This is a genomic window from Alkalibacillus haloalkaliphilus (assembly GCF_007991275.1).
In the GTDB taxonomy this organism is placed as follows: domain Bacteria; phylum Bacillota; class Bacilli; order Bacillales; family Alkalibacillaceae; genus Alkalibacillus; species Alkalibacillus haloalkaliphilus.
In genome coordinates this window covers 24,976-40,540 of record NZ_BJYA01000016.1, presented here as the reverse complement: position 1 = coordinate 40,540, position 15,565 = coordinate 24,976, and the positions used below count along the sequence as shown (strand labels likewise).

The following is a 15,565-nucleotide window of genomic DNA, read 5'->3' as shown; positions in this document are numbered from 1 at the left end:
GGCGCTCACAAAAATTATTTGGCGCTAAACTTTATCAGCGCCCAGCAAAAATTTTCAGTGCTCACGCAATCTTTATCAGCATTCGGCCCAATTTATCGGCGCTCACGCAAGCTTTATCAGCGTTCAGCTCAATTTATCGGCGCTCACGCAAGCTTTATCAGCACTCAGCCCAATTTATCAGCACTCACACAAAGTTTATCAGCGTTCGGCACAATTTATCAGCACTCACACGCCCACCCTCATATCACAAAATACAACCCAACCATAATCACATAAGCAATTCCCCACAATGTCAGTGCGAATGGCAAGTTGCTTTTCGGGCCGATTGCGATTGGATTACTTTGCGCTAAGCCGGACATGAGCAAGTTCAGTCCTGAAAATGGTGATGAGATCACGGATACCATCCAAGCTGATAGTAAGCCGAAGCTTAATAAAAAGTGATCATCGATAAAAATCGGTGATGAGCTCAGTGTAATCGCTAGAGCAGTCATCGTAATGATCGGGTGAACGCCAACGAATGATAGCAGGTTAACGACGATTAATAAGACAGGTATTAAAACGAGTATATGTGAAATGCCGAATACGTCGATAAAATAAATGATCCAATCACTTGCACCGGCGCTTAAAATAGCTGCACCGAAAGCACCTGCTGCGATAAATAACGACAGTTCATTGCCCATAGCTGGCAGTCGTTCTTGTGTGAAGTTGAAAAAGCTTCGTCCAAGTTCTTTTGGTGACTGGTAAACAAGTCCCCAGCCAATCGACAGAACAATCGCAATGAGTGGAATAATCGTTAAAACAGATAGGTCAACAAAGTATTCGATGACCATTATTGCAGCTGTCATCACGATAATGATGACGAGTAATTCGAGTAACTTTTTCTTCGCTTGATCGATTGAGACGTTCGACTCCATTTCCTCGCCGGTCGAAATAACAGCATCATGTTTCGATTCAAAAAAACTGCCTAACACAATACCAATCACTGCCATCACAATGCCTAATGGGAAAAGTTGAATCCATTCAACGTCAAAGTAAGAAATGATTAAAGCAACAGAAATGAAGTATGGCGACCACATGAAAGCCATCGCAAAACCACGCCCTAAAGCGCGCGTTCTTAACATTCGATATGGCTTGTACGATTCAGTGTCGGTCAGTTGGAACAAGATCGGAACAGTCCCTAAATTCATAACCGAGCCAACACCCATTAAAGCTGACTTAACGTAAATATAAAGTTGCTTAGTCGTTTTAATGTAATAGTTAAACACCGTTTCTAAATAGAGTAAGTAATTTCCTTGATAAATTGGGATTGATATTAGCGGGACGAAAATAAAAATTGCTAAAACTGACACGTTCGTATTTAGTCCGAGAAACATTCCCCATAGACCTTCACCTTGAATAAAAAATATAAAAGATAAACCGAGTAGTGAGCTAATTAAAATCATCGGTACTTTTTTCAAATAAGGGATAAAAGAAATAATCGTCATAAGTGCAAATAAGCTCACTAAGATCGGAAGTATGTCACGGTCGACAAATTGTGAGATTAAATAAGTCGTCCCCATTAAAAGCGTCGCAATTGGTCTAATGATGATCGGTTTCAAAATGTAGCTCCTTCCTAATGATGAGATTGTCTATATTTTAGCATAGAAAAGCCAGCTCATTAATGAATTGAACTGGCTTAAATGTTGCTATCCACCGAAAAAGAAGTCAAACACGTTACTAGCTGTTGAAGTATTTGAATTATAAAACTCAGAGTAGCCACAATTATTACAGAAAACGACGATGAACTTATTGTGTTGAACGTCGAACATTTTTGAAAAACCTGTTCCTGTCATGGCGACTTCTTTTTGATCGGCATCGCGACTGCCGCATTTAATGCAACCTTTTTGTTCCATGGACATACTCCCCTTTCTCTTGTTCTATTTCTAGAAATACCACTAAATTCCTTGTCGAAATTTCAAGTCAAATGTCTATCTTTTGTAAGCGTTTTCTATTAGACTAAGCATTGTAGCAACATTTGAGAGGTATAGGAGGCATAATATGGTAGAACAACGTAGAGTCATTTTAGATTGTGATCCTGGTCATGATGATGCGATTTCGATGATATTAGCGCATGCGAATGACAAAATAAAAATAGAAGCTGTCACGACGGTGGCAGGTAATGTAGAAGTTGATAAAACGACTTTAAATGCAAGACGTGTTTGTGACATTATCGGTTTAGATGTACCGGTTGCACAAGGTTCAAATCGCCCGATGGTTCGGGAAACACAAATTGCTGAATCGATTCACGGTGATTCTGGGTTAGACGGACCTAATTTACCTGATGTACCGGATACGCCTGTCGTAGAACAACACGCTGTTGATTTAATTATTGAAAAAGTGATGGCGTCAGATGATGATCTAACATTAGTGCCAACTGGACCTTTAACGAATATTGCGATGGCGATGGTAAAAGAGCCGAAGATCGTTCCGAAAATTCAAGAAATCGTACTAATGGGTGGCGGAACGTTTGGTAATTGGACGCCAGCTGCTGAGTTTAATATTTGGGTTGATGCTGAAGCGGCGAAAGTCGTTTACGAAAGTGGTGTTCCAATTGCGATGTTTGGTTTAGATGTGACACATGAAGCGCAAGCGACTGATGAGACGATTGATCGTTTTGCCGCAATTGATAACCCTGTATCTGAATTCGTTGTTGATTTACTTCGTTTCTTTAAAAAGACGTATAAAGAAGTGTTCGGATTCGACGGAGCGCCAATACATGATGCTTGTACAGTTGCGTACTTAATTGACCCATCGATCTTTGATACGGTTGATGTACGTGTCGATATTGAAACGAAAGGTGAGTTTGCTTATGGTATGACGTGTGTGGACTTACTTGCTGTAACAGGTCGCGAGCCAAATGTAAAATTTGCACGAGACTTAAACCAAGAAAAATTCTGGGGTCTACTATCAGACGCATTAGCGACATATAGTAAGTAATAAAGCGGGCCAATTACGGCTCGCTTTTTAAATGTTAAGTAACTGCTGAAGGTGGGGCGAACTAATTTTAAAAAACCCCAATGATTTTTACTTCACCTTGCTTTACAATGGAAGTATTCAACACTTTAGTATGCTGAAAGGGGATGTTGAAGTTGCCGAAGGGGGAAAAGCGAACAGATTGGCGTTTTCGGATTGCGCACCGAGAAGCGTTAATTGGTTGTGCGTTAGCGGTTTTTAACATCATTTGGTGGTATGGATTCGCCTACACATTAGGGTCTAAACCACCTGAAGATTATACATATATATTTGGTTTTCCAGCATGGTTCTTTTGGAGCTGTATAATGGGCTTTATTGTCATGGTATTTCTCGTCTATTTAGTCGTGAAATTTGTATTAAAAGAAGTGCCATTTGACGAAGAGGGGAGTGACGAGCGTTGAATTGGGAAGTGTTAGTTCCTCTCTTAGCCTTATTGTTTGTTATATTTTTAATCGGTATTTGGTCGAACCGAAAACTGAAGCAGTCGACTTCGTTTTTAAGTGACTACTTTTTAGGAAGTCGTGAGCTCGGTGGACTTGTCTTGGCGATGACAATGGCTGCGACTTATGGCAGTGCATCCAGTTTTCTAGGTGGACCAGGTGCTGCTTATACGATCGGATTAGGCTGGGTGTTACTTGCGATGACACAAGTGGCGACAGGTTATTTCGTCTTACTTGTGTTAGGTAAAAAGTTCGCGATCGTCACGAGAAGGTTCAAAGCTGTCACATTGATCGACTTTTTAAAAGAACGTTACCAAAGTAAATCAGTCGTTTTAATTTCAGCATTTAGTATCGTCATTTTCCTATTTGCGGCGATGGCTGCACAATGGATCGGTGGAGCTTACTTAATTCAAACGGTGACAGGCTTGTCGTATTTAGGGGCTTTATTTTTATTTGCGGTTGCCGTCTTAATTTACGTCATTATTGGTGGCTTTCGTGCTGTAGCTGTGACCGATGCAACGCAAGGGATCATTATGTTTGTCGGAACACTTGTTTTATTAATTGGTGTCGTCATTGCAGGCGGTGGAATCGATCAAATTATGACTGATTTAATGACTGAAAATCCGAACTTAGTAACACCATTTGGTCATGATGGCCAGTTGACGGCAGCTTATGTCACGTCGTTTTGGATTTTAGTCGGTGTTGGGGTTGTCGGTCTGCCGCAAGTAGCAGTGCGCGCAATGTCTTATCGTGATTCACGTTCGATGCACCGCGCGCTAATGATCGGGACTATTGTTGTCGGTTTTATTATGTTAAATATGCACTTAATTGGGGTGTTCGCAAGACCTGTTTTACCAGGGATTGAAGTGGCTGACCAAGTCATTCCACTCATTGCGATGGAGACGTTACCGCCATGGGTAGCAGGTATTGTGTTAGCAGCGCCACTTGCAGCGATGATGTCGACGGTTGACTCGTTATTATTACTCGTCAGTTCATCGGTTGTGAAGGATGTTTATATTAATTATTTCAAGCCTGATGCTAACCGTGCTCATGTGAAAAAGGTAAGTATTGGATTTACCGCTATTTTAGGTGTTATAGTATTTTTACTATCGATTAATCCACCTGAACTATTAATCTATTTAAATTTATTTGCATTTGGTGGTTTAGAAGCGGCATTTATATGGCCGGTTGTACTCGGACTTTATTGGAAGTATGCTAATAAACACGGTGCGATTGCCTCTATGGTTGTCGGGATTGGTTCGTATATTGCAATCTATCAGTACAATGAGACTTACGGTAATTTATTTGGCGTCCATGCTGTCACGATCCCAGTATTTTTATCATTAATCGCATTTATTGCGTTTAGTCTAATATTTAAAAAAGAGCCTTACCAATTTTAAGGAGGATTTATAATGAGTAAAATTCCTAACGATTTAGTCGCAACATTTTCAATTGTCGGTCGAGATCCTGAAACAGGAGAGCTTGGTATTGCTGTACAGTCAAAGTTTTTAGGTGTTGGTGCTGTTGTTCCATGGGCTGAAGCAGGTGTAGGAGCGGTTGCGACACAGTCGATGGCCAATACGACATATGGTCCTGAAGGTTTACAATTGTTGAAAGAAGGTAAGTCTGCACAAGAAGCTATGGATATTTTAGTCGAAAAAGATCCAGACAAAGCGATGCGTCAAGCTGGAATCGTTGATGCTAATGGTGGCGTTGCAACGTTTACAGGTGATGGTTGTTACGACTGGGCTGGCGGCAAAACAGGAGAAAACTATGCCGCACAAGGTAATATCCTTGTAAGTGAAGAGACGGCTAGCGCAATGGCAAAAGGTTTTGAAGAGAAACCTGGTGAGCCGCTAGCTGAAAAACTTCTCCATGCTTTAAAAGAAGGGCAAAAAGCTGGTGGAGATTCACGTGGTATGCAGTCAGCCGCTCTATTTATCGTTAAAGAAAAAGGCGGTTATGCTGGCTTAAATGATCGTATGGTTGATTTAAGAGTTGATGATCATGAAACGCCAATTAATGAACTCGAGCGAATTTATCGTTTGCATCAATTGTACTTCACTCGCCCGGAAGCGGAAGATATTATGGACATTGATGCAGAAAAACGTGAAAAGCTCGTTCGTCGCTTTACACAATTAGGCTATTTACACGATGCGACAGACGTTACCGATGAAACGTTTTATAAAGCATTAAGAAGTTATATTCATTCGGAGAACTTTGAAGAAAGAGAACAAGAACAAGGGAAAATAGACTATAAGTTATACCAATTCATTTTAATGGAACAATAGAGTAATGAAGTGCCTATGTCTTGTGCGTAGGCACTTTATAGCTTTTTATGTAAAATGAAGTAACGTAATTTCCCGGGAAATTTACATATAATTGTCGGTGAGTGTCATATAAGTAAGTTAAGGAGGAGCATTATGTCATCAGGAGTAGTAACAGTGATTGGAAGTATTAATATGGATTTAGTGACTGAAGCAGCTCAATTTCCGAATAAAGGTGAGACGATTTTAGGGAAATCTTTTTCAACCATCCCAGGTGGAAAAGGGGCTAATCAAGCCGTTGCTTCAAGTAAACTTGGTGCGAATGTTAATTTAATTGGCTGTGTTGGAAATGATGCTTTTGCTAAAACGTTAAACCAACATTTTGAAACTCAAGGGATCAATACAAATTATATTGAAGAAGCTCCAGGCGAACCAACGGGTGTTGCGTCGATTACAATTGCCGAGAATGATAATCATATTATCGTTGTTCCTGGTGCTAATCATGCTGTTACGCCACAGTTAGTCGAGAAATATGAACATGTCATTGCAGCGAGTGAGACGATCTTACTTCAGTTCGAAATTCCAATTGAATCGGTAGAAAAAGCGGTAGAGTTGGCGAATAAGCACGGTGTTCGTGTTATTTTAAACCCTGCACCTGTTCAACCGATCTCAATTTCAGTTATGGCTTCAGTCGATTATATAACACCGAATGAGCATGAGTTAGCGGTGCTATTAGATGATGAAGAGAAGAAGACATTTTATGAACAAAATCGTGAAAAATTCGTAATCACTCACGGATCAAAAGGTGTCGAGTATTTTGAAAATGGTCAGTCACACTTAGTTCCTGGATTTTCTGTGAAAGTCGTCGACACGACAGGAGCTGGCGATTCATTTAATGGCGCGTTGGCTGTTGCATTAACGCGAGGTGATTCGTTAGCTGAAGGTTGTTTATTCGGAAATGCAGTTGGAGCTTTATCGGTTAGTAAGTTAGGTGCGCAGTCTGGCATGCCATCGAAAGAAGAGGTTGAGATGTTTATTCAAACTAAAAGCGTCTGATAGGACAATTGATTATGAAGTGTGATAAGCTTCATAAGTTAGGAAATTTTTATGTAAACCGAAAAGAGTGGCAAGTCATTTGAAAAAATGACACGCAAAGTTACGGACCTAAGGCGATTGCTATGGTGGCCGTGCTGCCGGGGAGACTACAAACGGTTTACCTCAATTTTTAAGGAGGTTAAAGTTTGGAAACAGTTAAAAGTGATTTAAGTTTGTTAGAAGCATTTCAAAAAGTTGCACCATTATTAAACCCTTTAATACAAGAGGATGTAACAGTAGGGATTTATGATACTGAAAAACTACTAATCAACATTCCAGGTGAGACTTTTCAGTTACCAGTACAACAAGGTGACCCGTTACAAGAAGGGGATATTATTACAAAAGCTATAAGTGAAGGGCAGCCACAAACGATGAGAGTACCTAAAGAGGTTTTTGGTGTACCTGTAATTGCTAGAGCGATTCCGCTAAGAAATGATTACGGAGAAATTATTGGTGGCGTCGGAATAGGGACAAGCATAGAAAGAGCAGAAGTACTCTCAGAAGTTAGTAATAAGTTATATGAAACGTTTGAAAACATAACTTCAGTGATTGAAGAAGTGACATCAACAAGTGATGAGTTATCTCGAAACTTGGAAGAAACAAAAGATCAGTTCAGTTATATGAATAAAAACATTAAGAGCATTGATGAGTTTTCAGGCGATGTGACTAAAATTTCTGATCAAAGCAATATTCTAGGACTGAATGCATCAATTGAAGCTGCTAGAGCTGGAGAATATGGAAAAGGATTCTCCGTTGTAGCTGATGAAGTTAGAAAGTTAGCAAATGAATCTAAGAAGTCTTCAGAAGAAATAAGCGATATTACTTCAGCATTAGTTGAGAATGTACAAAATTTCGAGCAAATGGTACAAAACGTGAATCAACAATCAGCTGAACAGTCGGATGCTATGGAAAGTATGTCGCAAGCCGTTCAAGATGTTTTAGAAGATGTAGAAAAGTTAAGCACTCTAATTGATGACAACTTAAAGAGATAACATTGGAGGAATTGATACATGACACATTTTAATTTTGATCAATTATCAAAACAAGCAATCGGTGGAAAGTGGAGAGAGGGCCAAGGCTCAATTGAAATGAACAACTTAAACCCTTTTAGTGAGGAAGTTATTGCTACAATGACAAGCGCGTCTAAGGATGATTTGGATCAAGCTTATGAAAGTGCAAATGAGGCTCAGCAGGATTGGGTTAATATAAATCCATATGAACGTCGTGACTTACTATTACAAGCGGCGAAAGTAGTAGAAGAAAACCATGATGAAATTACAGAGCTAATCATCGAAGAATTAGGTGGCACAAGGTTAAAGGCTGGATTTGAAATTGGTTTAGTTACTAATATTATTAAGGAAGCATCTACATATCCTTTAAGAATGACGGGTGAGATTTTGCCATCTCCTGTAGATGGTAAAGAAAATCGAGTATATCAGGAGCCTGTAGGTGTAGTTGGGGTTATTAGTCCGTTTAACTTCCCATTTTATTTATCAATGAAATCGGTTGCGACAGCGGTTGGTGCTGGTAATGGAGTAGTCATTAAGCCACATGAAGATACGCCAGTAACAGGCGGTACATTACTAGTTAAGATTTTTGAATTAGCTGGTTTACCAAAAGGTTTAGTAAACTCCATTGTCACTGAGATCTCAGAAATAGGTGACCGTTTTGTAGAGCATCCATTAAACAAAGTTGTTTCATTTACAGGTTCTACAGTAGTTGGCAGAAAAATTGGAGAAGTAGCAGGTAGAAACCTTAAAAAGGCTTCTCTTGAACTGGGTGGTAACAGTGCATTAATTATTTTAGATGATGCAGATATTGATTACGCAGTAAGTGCGGCTGTGTTTAGCCGTTTCACACACCAAGGTCAAATTTGTATGTCAGCAAATAGAGTGTTAGTTCATGAAAGTGTGAAAGACGAATTCCTACAAAAGTATAAAAGCAAAGTAGAGTCATTAAAAGCTGGTGACCCTCGAGAAGATGATACCATTATCGGCCCACTAATTAATAAACGACAAGTTGAGACGTTAGAAAATACGATTGAGAAAAGTATTGAAGAAGGTGCAGTACCATTAATTCGTGGTGAAGTGAATGGTAATGTTGTAACACCGACGATCTTAACAGACGTTTCACCAGAGATGAGTGTAGCGAACGAAGAGATGTTTGGCCCAGCGGTAGCTGTTACTACTTTCAAATCAGATGAAGAAGCGATCGAAATTGCGAATGCCTCTGATTTTGGTTTAAGTGGTGCTGTTCATACTGCTAGCACTGAGCGCGGTGCAGAATTAGGTAAGCGTATTGAAACAGGCATGATCCACGTCAATGATGGCACAATTAATGATGAACCAATCGTAGCCTTTGGCGGTGAAAAAATGTCTGGAGTCGGTCGATTGAACGGTAACGAGAGTTTAGAAGCATTTACAACTAAGAAGTGGATTTCAATTCAACATAAAAAACGTCAATTCCCATACTCTTAATGAAAAGCCTCGGTCTTCGAGGCTTTTTTCTATAGATTAAGTTTAGTATGATAGGGTTGTTGGTGGATTTAATAGAGGTCACATTTATAACAAGCATATTGCGTTATTATATGAATAATTTTAGTAGTAACCGGTTGTAGTAAGGTATAAAGGAGAGGTTTAAATGGACCAACGAGATTTTCGTAATTGCATGGGGAAGTTTGCAACAGGTGTCACAGTCGTTACATGTGAAGCAGACGGAGAGACACACGGTTTTACAGTAAACTCATTTACTTCTGTTTCATTAGAGCCGCCATTAGTGTTAGTTTCAGTTGACCGGAATACGAGAGCTTTAGAAAAAATACGCGGCAATCATTTTATTGTCAATGTTTTAAAAGAAGAGCAACAAGATACAGCAATCCATTTCGCTGGTAAGCCGAATGAAGAACCTCCATTTGAATGGGAAAGTTCTGAAGGTGGTCAGCGAGTTAAAGATAGTTTGGCACATATTGAGTGTGCACCATGGGCTGAGCATGATGGCGGTGATCATGTGTTATTCATAGGTGAAGTGAAAAACTATGATTATGATGAAGGGAAACCTTTAGGTTATTACTGTGGTCAGTTTTCGAAGATTGTTCCAAAATAATGAATTATAATCTTCCCTAACGTCAATTAAGACGTTAGGGATTTTTTGTGTTTTAAAGGCATTCTACATACTCTAGTGGTCTATTTTTTCATATAGGACATAGAATGTAGTGATAGAGAAGTGAGTAATTGCTAGAGTTTAGATTAACCTCAAAAAGCGTTCAGTTGTAAAGGAGGTTGGGTGTAAATATGCCGTTGTTACCAAAGCCAGAGGTCATTCACTTGTTTGATTTAGAGTTAACGGTGGAAAAGCCGCATTTAGTAGGAAAAACCCCCGTTGGCAATCGGCAAGTGTTTCGTGTGACAGGTGGTGCTTTCAAAGGGGAAAGGCTTCAAGGCAATGTTGTCCCAGGTGGCGATGATTGGATCACCGTCCGTGATGATGGCACGGTGATTCAAGACGTACGCATTTTGTTAGAAACGAATGATAAACAGTTAATTATGATGTCTGACAAAGGAATACGGACAGGCGATCGTTCAGTTATTAAAACGTTAGATGATGGTGTTGAAGTACCGATCGATGAGTACTATTTTCATACAGCACCGATTTTCGAGACGGCTTCTAATCAGTATCAATGGTTGAACAATCGTTTGTTTGTATCTCGTGGAAAGCAGATGGCAGGGAAGGTCATTTACTCGATTTATCAAGTTGGGGAATTGAATTAAAAGCTGAGGTGTTCGCATTGGAACGTCATGTTAAATTAACTAACGGTAAAAAGCTTCGCGTATGTGAGCGGGGCGAAGGAGAACATGTTGTTATTTTAGTTCACGGTTTAACCGGTAATTATAAACAAATGGCTTACTATCAAGACGCACTCGCTAACAACCATCGTGTCATTTGTTATGACTTACGAGGACGGGGGTTAAGTGATGGAGCTGATCATCCCACTTCGATTGACCACCATGTAGGTGATCTAATAGACTTATTAATGACGTTAAATCTTAACAAGGTCACATTAGTCGGATACTCAATAGGTGGTTATATTTGTGCCAAAGTGACAGCTCTAAGTAGTCGCGTTCGTTCGCTCATTTTACTAGATGGTGCAGGGGTCGCTGATTACGGTCAAAAAGATCTCATTTTACCGTCATTACAACGGCTAGAAAAAGCTTATCAATCCAAAGCTGATTATATTGATTTTACAAAACGTACGTATGAAAAGTTAGGTGTTAACTGGTCACGACAGCTAGAAGAGATTGCGCGATATGAAACAGAAGTGGTCGGTGAAAAGGTGGTGCGTCACCGCTCAAAAGCTGAAGTGATCAAACAAGACTTCGATAGTTTTTTTGATTTTCATCACGAAGAAGTATTGCCACACATTACAGTGCCCGTCCTTTTAGTTAAAGCGATGGGTCACATAGGAGCAGGCAGACCGCTTTATTTCAACGAGTCATTTTCTGAATTAGAAAAGATTGTTCCACGAATTAATGTGCTAATGACAAATGCCAACCATTTTTCGCTAGTTTTTGAGGAGCAAAAAGATGTCCTAAACACTATTGATCGTTTTCTTACTAATGTAATAGAAGATCCAAGCGAGGTATGATGACTTCGCTTGGATCTTTTTTTGGTGTTGAGGGGATGGGGGCAGTGTTCAAATATTTTATCAGCGCTCGGACCGAATTTATCAGCGTTCACGAAAATTTATCAGCGCTCGTGCCGAACTTATCAGCGTTCACAGAAATTTATCAGCGCTCGGACCGAATTTATCAGCGCTCACGAAGTTTTATCAGCGCTGGCACCAGATTTATCAGCGCTCACCCCAACCTCAATCATATAAATGAGGCACGCGACTTTCGAAGATCGGCACGTCTTTTCGAACTTGTTTCACTTTCTCTAAATCTAGCGTTGTCGTGATGACTTCCTCTTTATGTTGCGATCCTTTTTCAAGGACATCGCCCCATGGGTTGACGACCATCGAGCGCCCGCTAAATTCTACATTATTATAGCTTCCAATTCGATTGGCAGATAGGACGTACATTTGGTTTTCGATCGCGCGAGCAATTTGCAAGTGTTCCCAATGGTTTGCGCGAGCTTCAGGCCACTCCGCAACGATAAATAATGCTTGCGCTTCGTCTAAGGCAAGTGGGCGTATAATTTCTGGAAAACGCAAATCATAACAAATGATCAGGCCAATCTTTAACCCTTCAAGCTCGAACACTTCAGGTCGTTTCTTCCCGCCTTGCATATACTTTGGTTCATCTAACATCGGCACAAGGTGAGCTTTGTCATATTCATAGACGGCATTACCTTTACGGTCAATGACGATCGCTGTATTGTAAATTCCATCGTCTTTTTTATTAGCAACAGACCCGGCAATTAAGTTGACGTCATGTTTTTGTGCAAGTTGTTGTAAAAAAGTGCGTGACGGCTCGCCGTCATGATCAGCTATTTCCTCAAGTTGCGGTAACGTATAGGCAGTCGTCCACATTTCAGGAAGAACGATCGTATCAGGTTTTTCTTCCTTTACGATCGATTCAACCCACGATTGAACGCGCTTGCGATTCGCTTCAGGATCTCCAGGTACAATGTCCATTTGGCATAATGAAAATTTCAATTTTGTAACCCCCTTATTAGAGCTTAAAAATTTTCCGAATGTTCTACTCATAGTGTACAGTATAGTTATGAAACTTTAAAATAAAGTTATTATTGTATTGGAAAGTCAGTTCGCCGGAAAATTAATACGTTTCGCCGGATTATTAAAATTATCGCCGGAATATAAAAAAATTCGCCGGAATATTAGATTTTTCGCCGGAAAAGCAAGGGAAATCGCCGGAAAGTCATGTTCCGATCTCCCGTTTCCATTTAGGAAGGTGTCCGTTTTGAGTGTATTTATAGAAGTTGTTTTACCAATTGTCCTTATATTTTTTATCGGTTACGTCTTACAAAAGTGGCGTAAACTTGACGTTCGCTCTGTGTCCGCCGTGACGATCTACGTATTTATCCCTGCGCTCGTTTTCCAGTCTTTTTATGAGACTGAGTTAGGACAAGAGTTTTGGACGATTGTATTGTTTGGGTTTCTATTATTATTTGCGCTAATTCTTTTAAATAAAATTTTAAAGTGGATCATGAAGTGGGATGAGGAAGAAGAAAGCGGCATGATTCTCTCTAGTGCCTTTATGAACGCTGGTAACTATGGTGCGCCTGTTGTTTTATTCGCTTTCGGTCAAGAAGCGTTTGTGATTGCTGTTGTATTTTTGGCACTTCAAGCGTTAATTATGAATTTTTTCGGGGTTTATTATGCATCTAGAAGCTCAAGTGGCATTCGTTTTGCCCTAATAGCTGTCATGAAAATGCCAGCGACATACGCCATCATTGCTGCGTTTATAGCGCAATCACTAAATATCGAAATTACGGGAAGTACTGCTGAGACGATTGAATTCATGGCTGACGTTGCCCTACCCCTCATGATGGTTGGCTTAGGTATGCAGTTAGCGAACATTTCATTCAAAGAGTTTGAGACAGGTAAAGTCGTTACAGGGACGACGGTTCGTTTAGTTGTCTCTCCATTAATCGCATGGGCTCTTGTGTCGTTTATGCCATTATCTTCAACGGTAGCTACGACACTAATAGTACTAGCCGCAATGCCGACAGCGGCAACGACGACGATGTATGCTTTAGAATTTAAAGCTAAACCTGAACTCGTCTCAAGTGTTACGTTAGTTTCGACAATTTTAAGTGTCGTATCGATCTCTGTCTTACTGATCATTTTAGGGTAAAAATTCATTGTTCGTATTAACGATGAACACCACATTCGTGATAAACTAAAAGAAAATAGGTTGCTTGGAGGAACTCGCATGCGCTTTATTACGTTTAAATTTAAAAATCAAACATTTTGGGGAGTTCAAGAGGAAGATGGTGTTTACTATTCGGATAAGCTCGTCAACATTTTCCCGACGCTTTTTTCAGTAATTGAGAACTACGGTGGAATTAATTTTTTCCAAGAAATTAATCAGTATGTTCCACTTCATGAAGTCGAAATAGTAGCGCCATTTCGCCCGAACAAGAACATTATGTGTATCGGAAAAAATTATCGTGAGCATGCACTTGAGATGACAGGTAATGACGAAAGCCAAGTGCCAACAGCGCCAGTCATTTTCACGAAGTCACCAAGTGCAATTATCGGTCCGAATGCAACGATTGATGCACACGAGATGGATACTAGTCAGCTTGATTATGAAGGTGAACTCGCTGTGGTGATCGGAAAGCCTGGTAAAAACATCTCACGTGAAGATGCTTTAGATTACGTGTTCGGTTATACGATTTTAAATGACATTACAGCACGCGACTTACAAAAGAAGCACCAGCAGTTCTTCCGAGGTAAATCATTAGATACGTTCGCGCCATTTGGTCCAGCTGTCGTTACACAAGACCGTGTCGGTAACGTACAAAACTTAGACATTAAAACGTATGTTAATGATGAGTTGCGCCAACATTCGAACACGTCACAAATGATTTTTTCTGTCGGTGAACTGATTGAGACGTTATCAGATGGGATGACGTTACAGGCAGGGGATGTAATCGCGACAGGAACGCCAAGTGGTGTCGGTAAAGGTTTTGACCCGCCGAAATTTTTAAAACCAGACGATCGCATTCGCATTGAAATTGAAGATGTCGGTGTTTTAGAAAATATCGTCGGATAATTACCAACCGAATTGATCTAGTTTACGGTAATAATTCAGTAGAAAATCGAAGAAAATTTGTTCTGATGGTGCGACCTCACGATATTTTGGGCGCACCATTCCTACTGTTCGGGTCATATTAGGCTCAACAACATTAATAATTCGTGTATCTCTAGTCGGTCTTTCATTCAATGTAATCTCCGGTAGTAAACTAATGCCTAACCCTGCAGCCACTAACCCTTTAATCGTGTCCACATCTTCGCCTTCGAATGCCGCTCTCGGTTCGAACCCAACTTGCTGACAAGCTTTCGTCACTAAATCACGCATAATATATCCTTGGCGGAACAATACGAACGGTTCGTGTTTTAATTGGTCAAGTCGTAAATGTTCGTTTTGGGCAAATTCATGGTGACGTGGCAGTAACGCTTGAATCTTTTCAGTAAAAAAGATATCCCCTTTAACATCTGGATTGTTAAGAGGTACTGGTGATACGAAAGCTAAATCGATCTGTCCAATTTTAACAGCAGCAATTAAATCATTCACAGTTCCTTGCTGTAGTTGAAACCCGATTTGTGGGTGTTCTTTTCGAAATGCTGAAATAACTGACGGCAACGTTTTCGCTGCAAGGCTTGTTGGAAAACCAAGTCTAATTGTACCAGATTCAGGGTTTAAAAATTCACGAACGTCTCGCTCTGCATTTTCAATCTCTGTCATCGCCATTTTTATTCGTTCTAAAAAGACTTCTCCAACGGGTGTTAAACGAATTTTCCTTCCACCACGAAGAAAAAGCTCGACGCCTAGTTCTTCTTCTAAATTAGCAATTTGTCTACTGACAGCTGATTGTGCCACATGTAATTGGTCAGCTGCTTCACTTACATGCTCTAACTCTGCAACTTTTATGAAATACTTTAACTGTCTTAACTCCATGTCTACCAACCTTTGTAAGCGCTTTATCTAATTTTGCGATTAATATGATCGAATATATATATTGAAAGCATAACAGAAAAAGCATAAGATAGAAACACGATACTGT

General features: G+C 40.1%; 17 protein-coding genes and 1 riboswitch. Of the genes, 13 read left to right on the top strand and 4 right to left on the bottom strand.

Annotated elements, in window-relative coordinates:
* On the top strand, nt 1-276 hold a 276-nt coding region (locus AHA02nite_RS15230; protein WP_218025423.1), incomplete at its 5' end, for a hypothetical protein.
* Here AHA02nite_RS15230 and AHA02nite_RS11800 read toward each other — a convergent pair.
* Together AHA02nite_RS11800 and AHA02nite_RS11795 are read right to left on the bottom strand one after the other, a co-directional pair.
* The gene (locus AHA02nite_RS11800; protein WP_146817539.1) at nt 240-1,598 is read right to left on the bottom strand and encodes a hypothetical protein; all 1,359 of its coding nucleotides are present in this window, start codon (nt 1,596-1,598) and stop codon (nt 240-242) included. The genes AHA02nite_RS15230 and AHA02nite_RS11800 overlap by 37 nt on opposite strands.
* A gap of 87 nt (nt 1,599-1,685) precedes the next feature.
* Nucleotides 1,686-1,892, bottom strand: coding sequence for a zinc ribbon domain-containing protein (locus tag AHA02nite_RS11795; protein ID WP_017186851.1), 207 nt, complete (start codon nt 1,890-1,892; stop codon nt 1,686-1,688).
* A gap of 145 nt (nt 1,893-2,037) precedes the next feature.
* Here AHA02nite_RS11795 and AHA02nite_RS11790 point away from each other — a divergent pair, with 145 nt between their 5' ends.
* The 10 genes from AHA02nite_RS11790 to AHA02nite_RS11745 all read left to right on the top strand — a co-directional run bounded on the left by AHA02nite_RS11790 (nt 2,038) and on the right by AHA02nite_RS11745 (nt 11,456).
* Nucleotides 2,038-2,976 (top strand): nucleoside hydrolase, encoded by a 939-nt coding sequence (locus tag AHA02nite_RS11790; RefSeq protein WP_146817537.1) that lies wholly within the window; start codon nt 2,038-2,040, stop codon nt 2,974-2,976.
* Nucleotides 2,977-3,128: 152 nt separating this feature from the next.
* Complete coding sequence (locus tag AHA02nite_RS11785; RefSeq protein ID WP_246118855.1) at nt 3,129-3,413, top strand: YhdT family protein; 285 nt, start codon at nt 3,129-3,131, stop codon at nt 3,411-3,413.
* Nucleotides 3,410-4,852, top strand: a complete 1,443-nt coding sequence (gene panF / locus AHA02nite_RS11780) for a sodium/pantothenate symporter (RefSeq protein ID WP_146817533.1) — start codon at nt 3,410-3,412, stop codon at nt 4,850-4,852. The genes AHA02nite_RS11785 and panF overlap by 4 nt, the downstream gene beginning before the upstream one ends.
* Nucleotides 4,853-4,864: 12 nt before the next feature.
* A complete protein-coding gene (locus tag AHA02nite_RS11775) occupies nt 4,865-5,743 on the top strand; it encodes a DUF1028 domain-containing protein (RefSeq protein WP_146817531.1) in 879 nt (292 codons plus the stop codon).
* Nucleotides 5,744-5,875: 132 nt separating this feature from the next.
* Nucleotides 5,876-6,775 carry a ribokinase gene (rbsK, locus tag AHA02nite_RS11770; RefSeq protein ID WP_146817529.1) on the top strand — a complete coding sequence of 300 codons (900 nt, stop codon included), beginning with the start codon at nt 5,876-5,878 and terminating at the stop codon, nt 6,773-6,775.
* Between the two features lie 59 nt (nt 6,776-6,834).
* Nucleotides 6,835-6,917: riboswitch (cyclic di-GMP riboswitch) on the top strand.
* Nucleotides 6,918-7,185: 268 nt separating this feature from the next.
* The gene (locus tag AHA02nite_RS15390; RefSeq protein ID WP_170236090.1) at nt 7,186-7,806 is read left to right on the top strand and encodes a methyl-accepting chemotaxis protein; all 621 of its coding nucleotides are present in this window, start codon (nt 7,186-7,188) and stop codon (nt 7,804-7,806) included.
* An 18-nt stretch (nt 7,807-7,824) separates the two neighbouring features.
* Complete coding sequence (locus tag AHA02nite_RS11760) at nt 7,825-9,291, top strand: aldehyde dehydrogenase family protein (RefSeq protein ID WP_146817525.1); 1,467 nt, start codon at nt 7,825-7,827, stop codon at nt 9,289-9,291.
* Nucleotides 9,292-9,454: 163 nt separating this feature from the next.
* Complete coding sequence (locus AHA02nite_RS11755; RefSeq protein ID WP_146817523.1) at nt 9,455-9,916, top strand: flavin reductase family protein; 462 nt, start codon at nt 9,455-9,457, stop codon at nt 9,914-9,916.
* A gap of 188 nt (nt 9,917-10,104) precedes the next feature.
* On the top strand, nt 10,105-10,581 hold the full coding sequence (locus AHA02nite_RS11750) for a DUF3237 domain-containing protein (RefSeq protein ID WP_146817521.1): 477 nt from the start codon (nt 10,105-10,107) through the stop codon (nt 10,579-10,581).
* A gap of 17 nt (nt 10,582-10,598) precedes the next feature.
* Nucleotides 10,599-11,456, top strand: a complete 858-nt coding sequence (locus AHA02nite_RS11745; protein WP_218025422.1) for an alpha/beta fold hydrolase — start codon at nt 10,599-10,601, stop codon at nt 11,454-11,456.
* A gap of 222 nt (nt 11,457-11,678) precedes the next feature.
* On the opposite strand, the gene AHA02nite_RS11740 is transcribed toward AHA02nite_RS11745, so the two are convergent.
* Nucleotides 11,679-12,467: a carbon-nitrogen family hydrolase gene (locus tag AHA02nite_RS11740; protein WP_246118854.1), complete on the bottom strand. Its 789-nt coding sequence runs from the start codon at nt 12,465-12,467 to the stop codon at nt 11,679-11,681.
* A 265-nt stretch (nt 12,468-12,732) separates the two neighbouring features.
* Between AHA02nite_RS11740 and AHA02nite_RS11735 the strand changes: the two genes are divergently transcribed.
* Both AHA02nite_RS11735 and AHA02nite_RS11730 read left to right on the top strand, forming a co-directional pair.
* The gene (locus AHA02nite_RS11735; RefSeq protein ID WP_146817517.1) at nt 12,733-13,629 is read left to right on the top strand and encodes an AEC family transporter; all 897 of its coding nucleotides are present in this window, start codon (nt 12,733-12,735) and stop codon (nt 13,627-13,629) included.
* A 78-nt stretch (nt 13,630-13,707) separates the two neighbouring features.
* The gene (locus AHA02nite_RS11730; RefSeq protein WP_146817515.1) at nt 13,708-14,553 is read left to right on the top strand and encodes a fumarylacetoacetate hydrolase family protein; all 846 of its coding nucleotides are present in this window, start codon (nt 13,708-13,710) and stop codon (nt 14,551-14,553) included.
* On the opposite strand, the gene AHA02nite_RS11725 is transcribed toward AHA02nite_RS11730, so the two are convergent.
* Nucleotides 14,554-15,459, bottom strand: coding sequence for a LysR family transcriptional regulator (locus AHA02nite_RS11725; protein ID WP_146817513.1), 906 nt, complete (start codon nt 15,457-15,459; stop codon nt 14,554-14,556). It abuts the gene before it with no gap.
* Nucleotides 15,460-15,565: the final 106 nt, after the last annotated feature.

Coding starts and splice junctions, on each gene's coding strand:
- AHA02nite_RS11795 (WP_017186851.1), bottom strand. CDS start 1,892: ATGGAACAAAAAGGTTGCATTAAATGCGGCAGTCGCGATGCCGATCAA.
- AHA02nite_RS11790 (WP_146817537.1), top strand. CDS start 2,038: ATGGTAGAACAACGTAGAGTCATTTTAGATTGTGATCCTGGTCATGAT.
- AHA02nite_RS11775 (WP_146817531.1), top strand. CDS start 4,865: ATGAGTAAAATTCCTAACGATTTAGTCGCAACATTTTCAATTGTCGGT.
- rbsK (WP_146817529.1), top strand. CDS start 5,876: ATGTCATCAGGAGTAGTAACAGTGATTGGAAGTATTAATATGGATTTA.
- AHA02nite_RS15390 (WP_170236090.1), top strand. CDS start 7,186: ATGAGAGTACCTAAAGAGGTTTTTGGTGTACCTGTAATTGCTAGAGCG.
- AHA02nite_RS11760 (WP_146817525.1), top strand. CDS start 7,825: ATGACACATTTTAATTTTGATCAATTATCAAAACAAGCAATCGGTGGA.
- AHA02nite_RS11755 (WP_146817523.1), top strand. CDS start 9,455: ATGGACCAACGAGATTTTCGTAATTGCATGGGGAAGTTTGCAACAGGT.
- AHA02nite_RS11750 (WP_146817521.1), top strand. CDS start 10,105: ATGCCGTTGTTACCAAAGCCAGAGGTCATTCACTTGTTTGATTTAGAG.
- AHA02nite_RS11730 (WP_146817515.1), top strand. CDS start 13,708: ATGCGCTTTATTACGTTTAAATTTAAAAATCAAACATTTTGGGGAGTT.
- AHA02nite_RS11725 (WP_146817513.1), bottom strand. CDS start 15,459: ATGGAGTTAAGACAGTTAAAGTATTTCATAAAAGTTGCAGAGTTAGAG.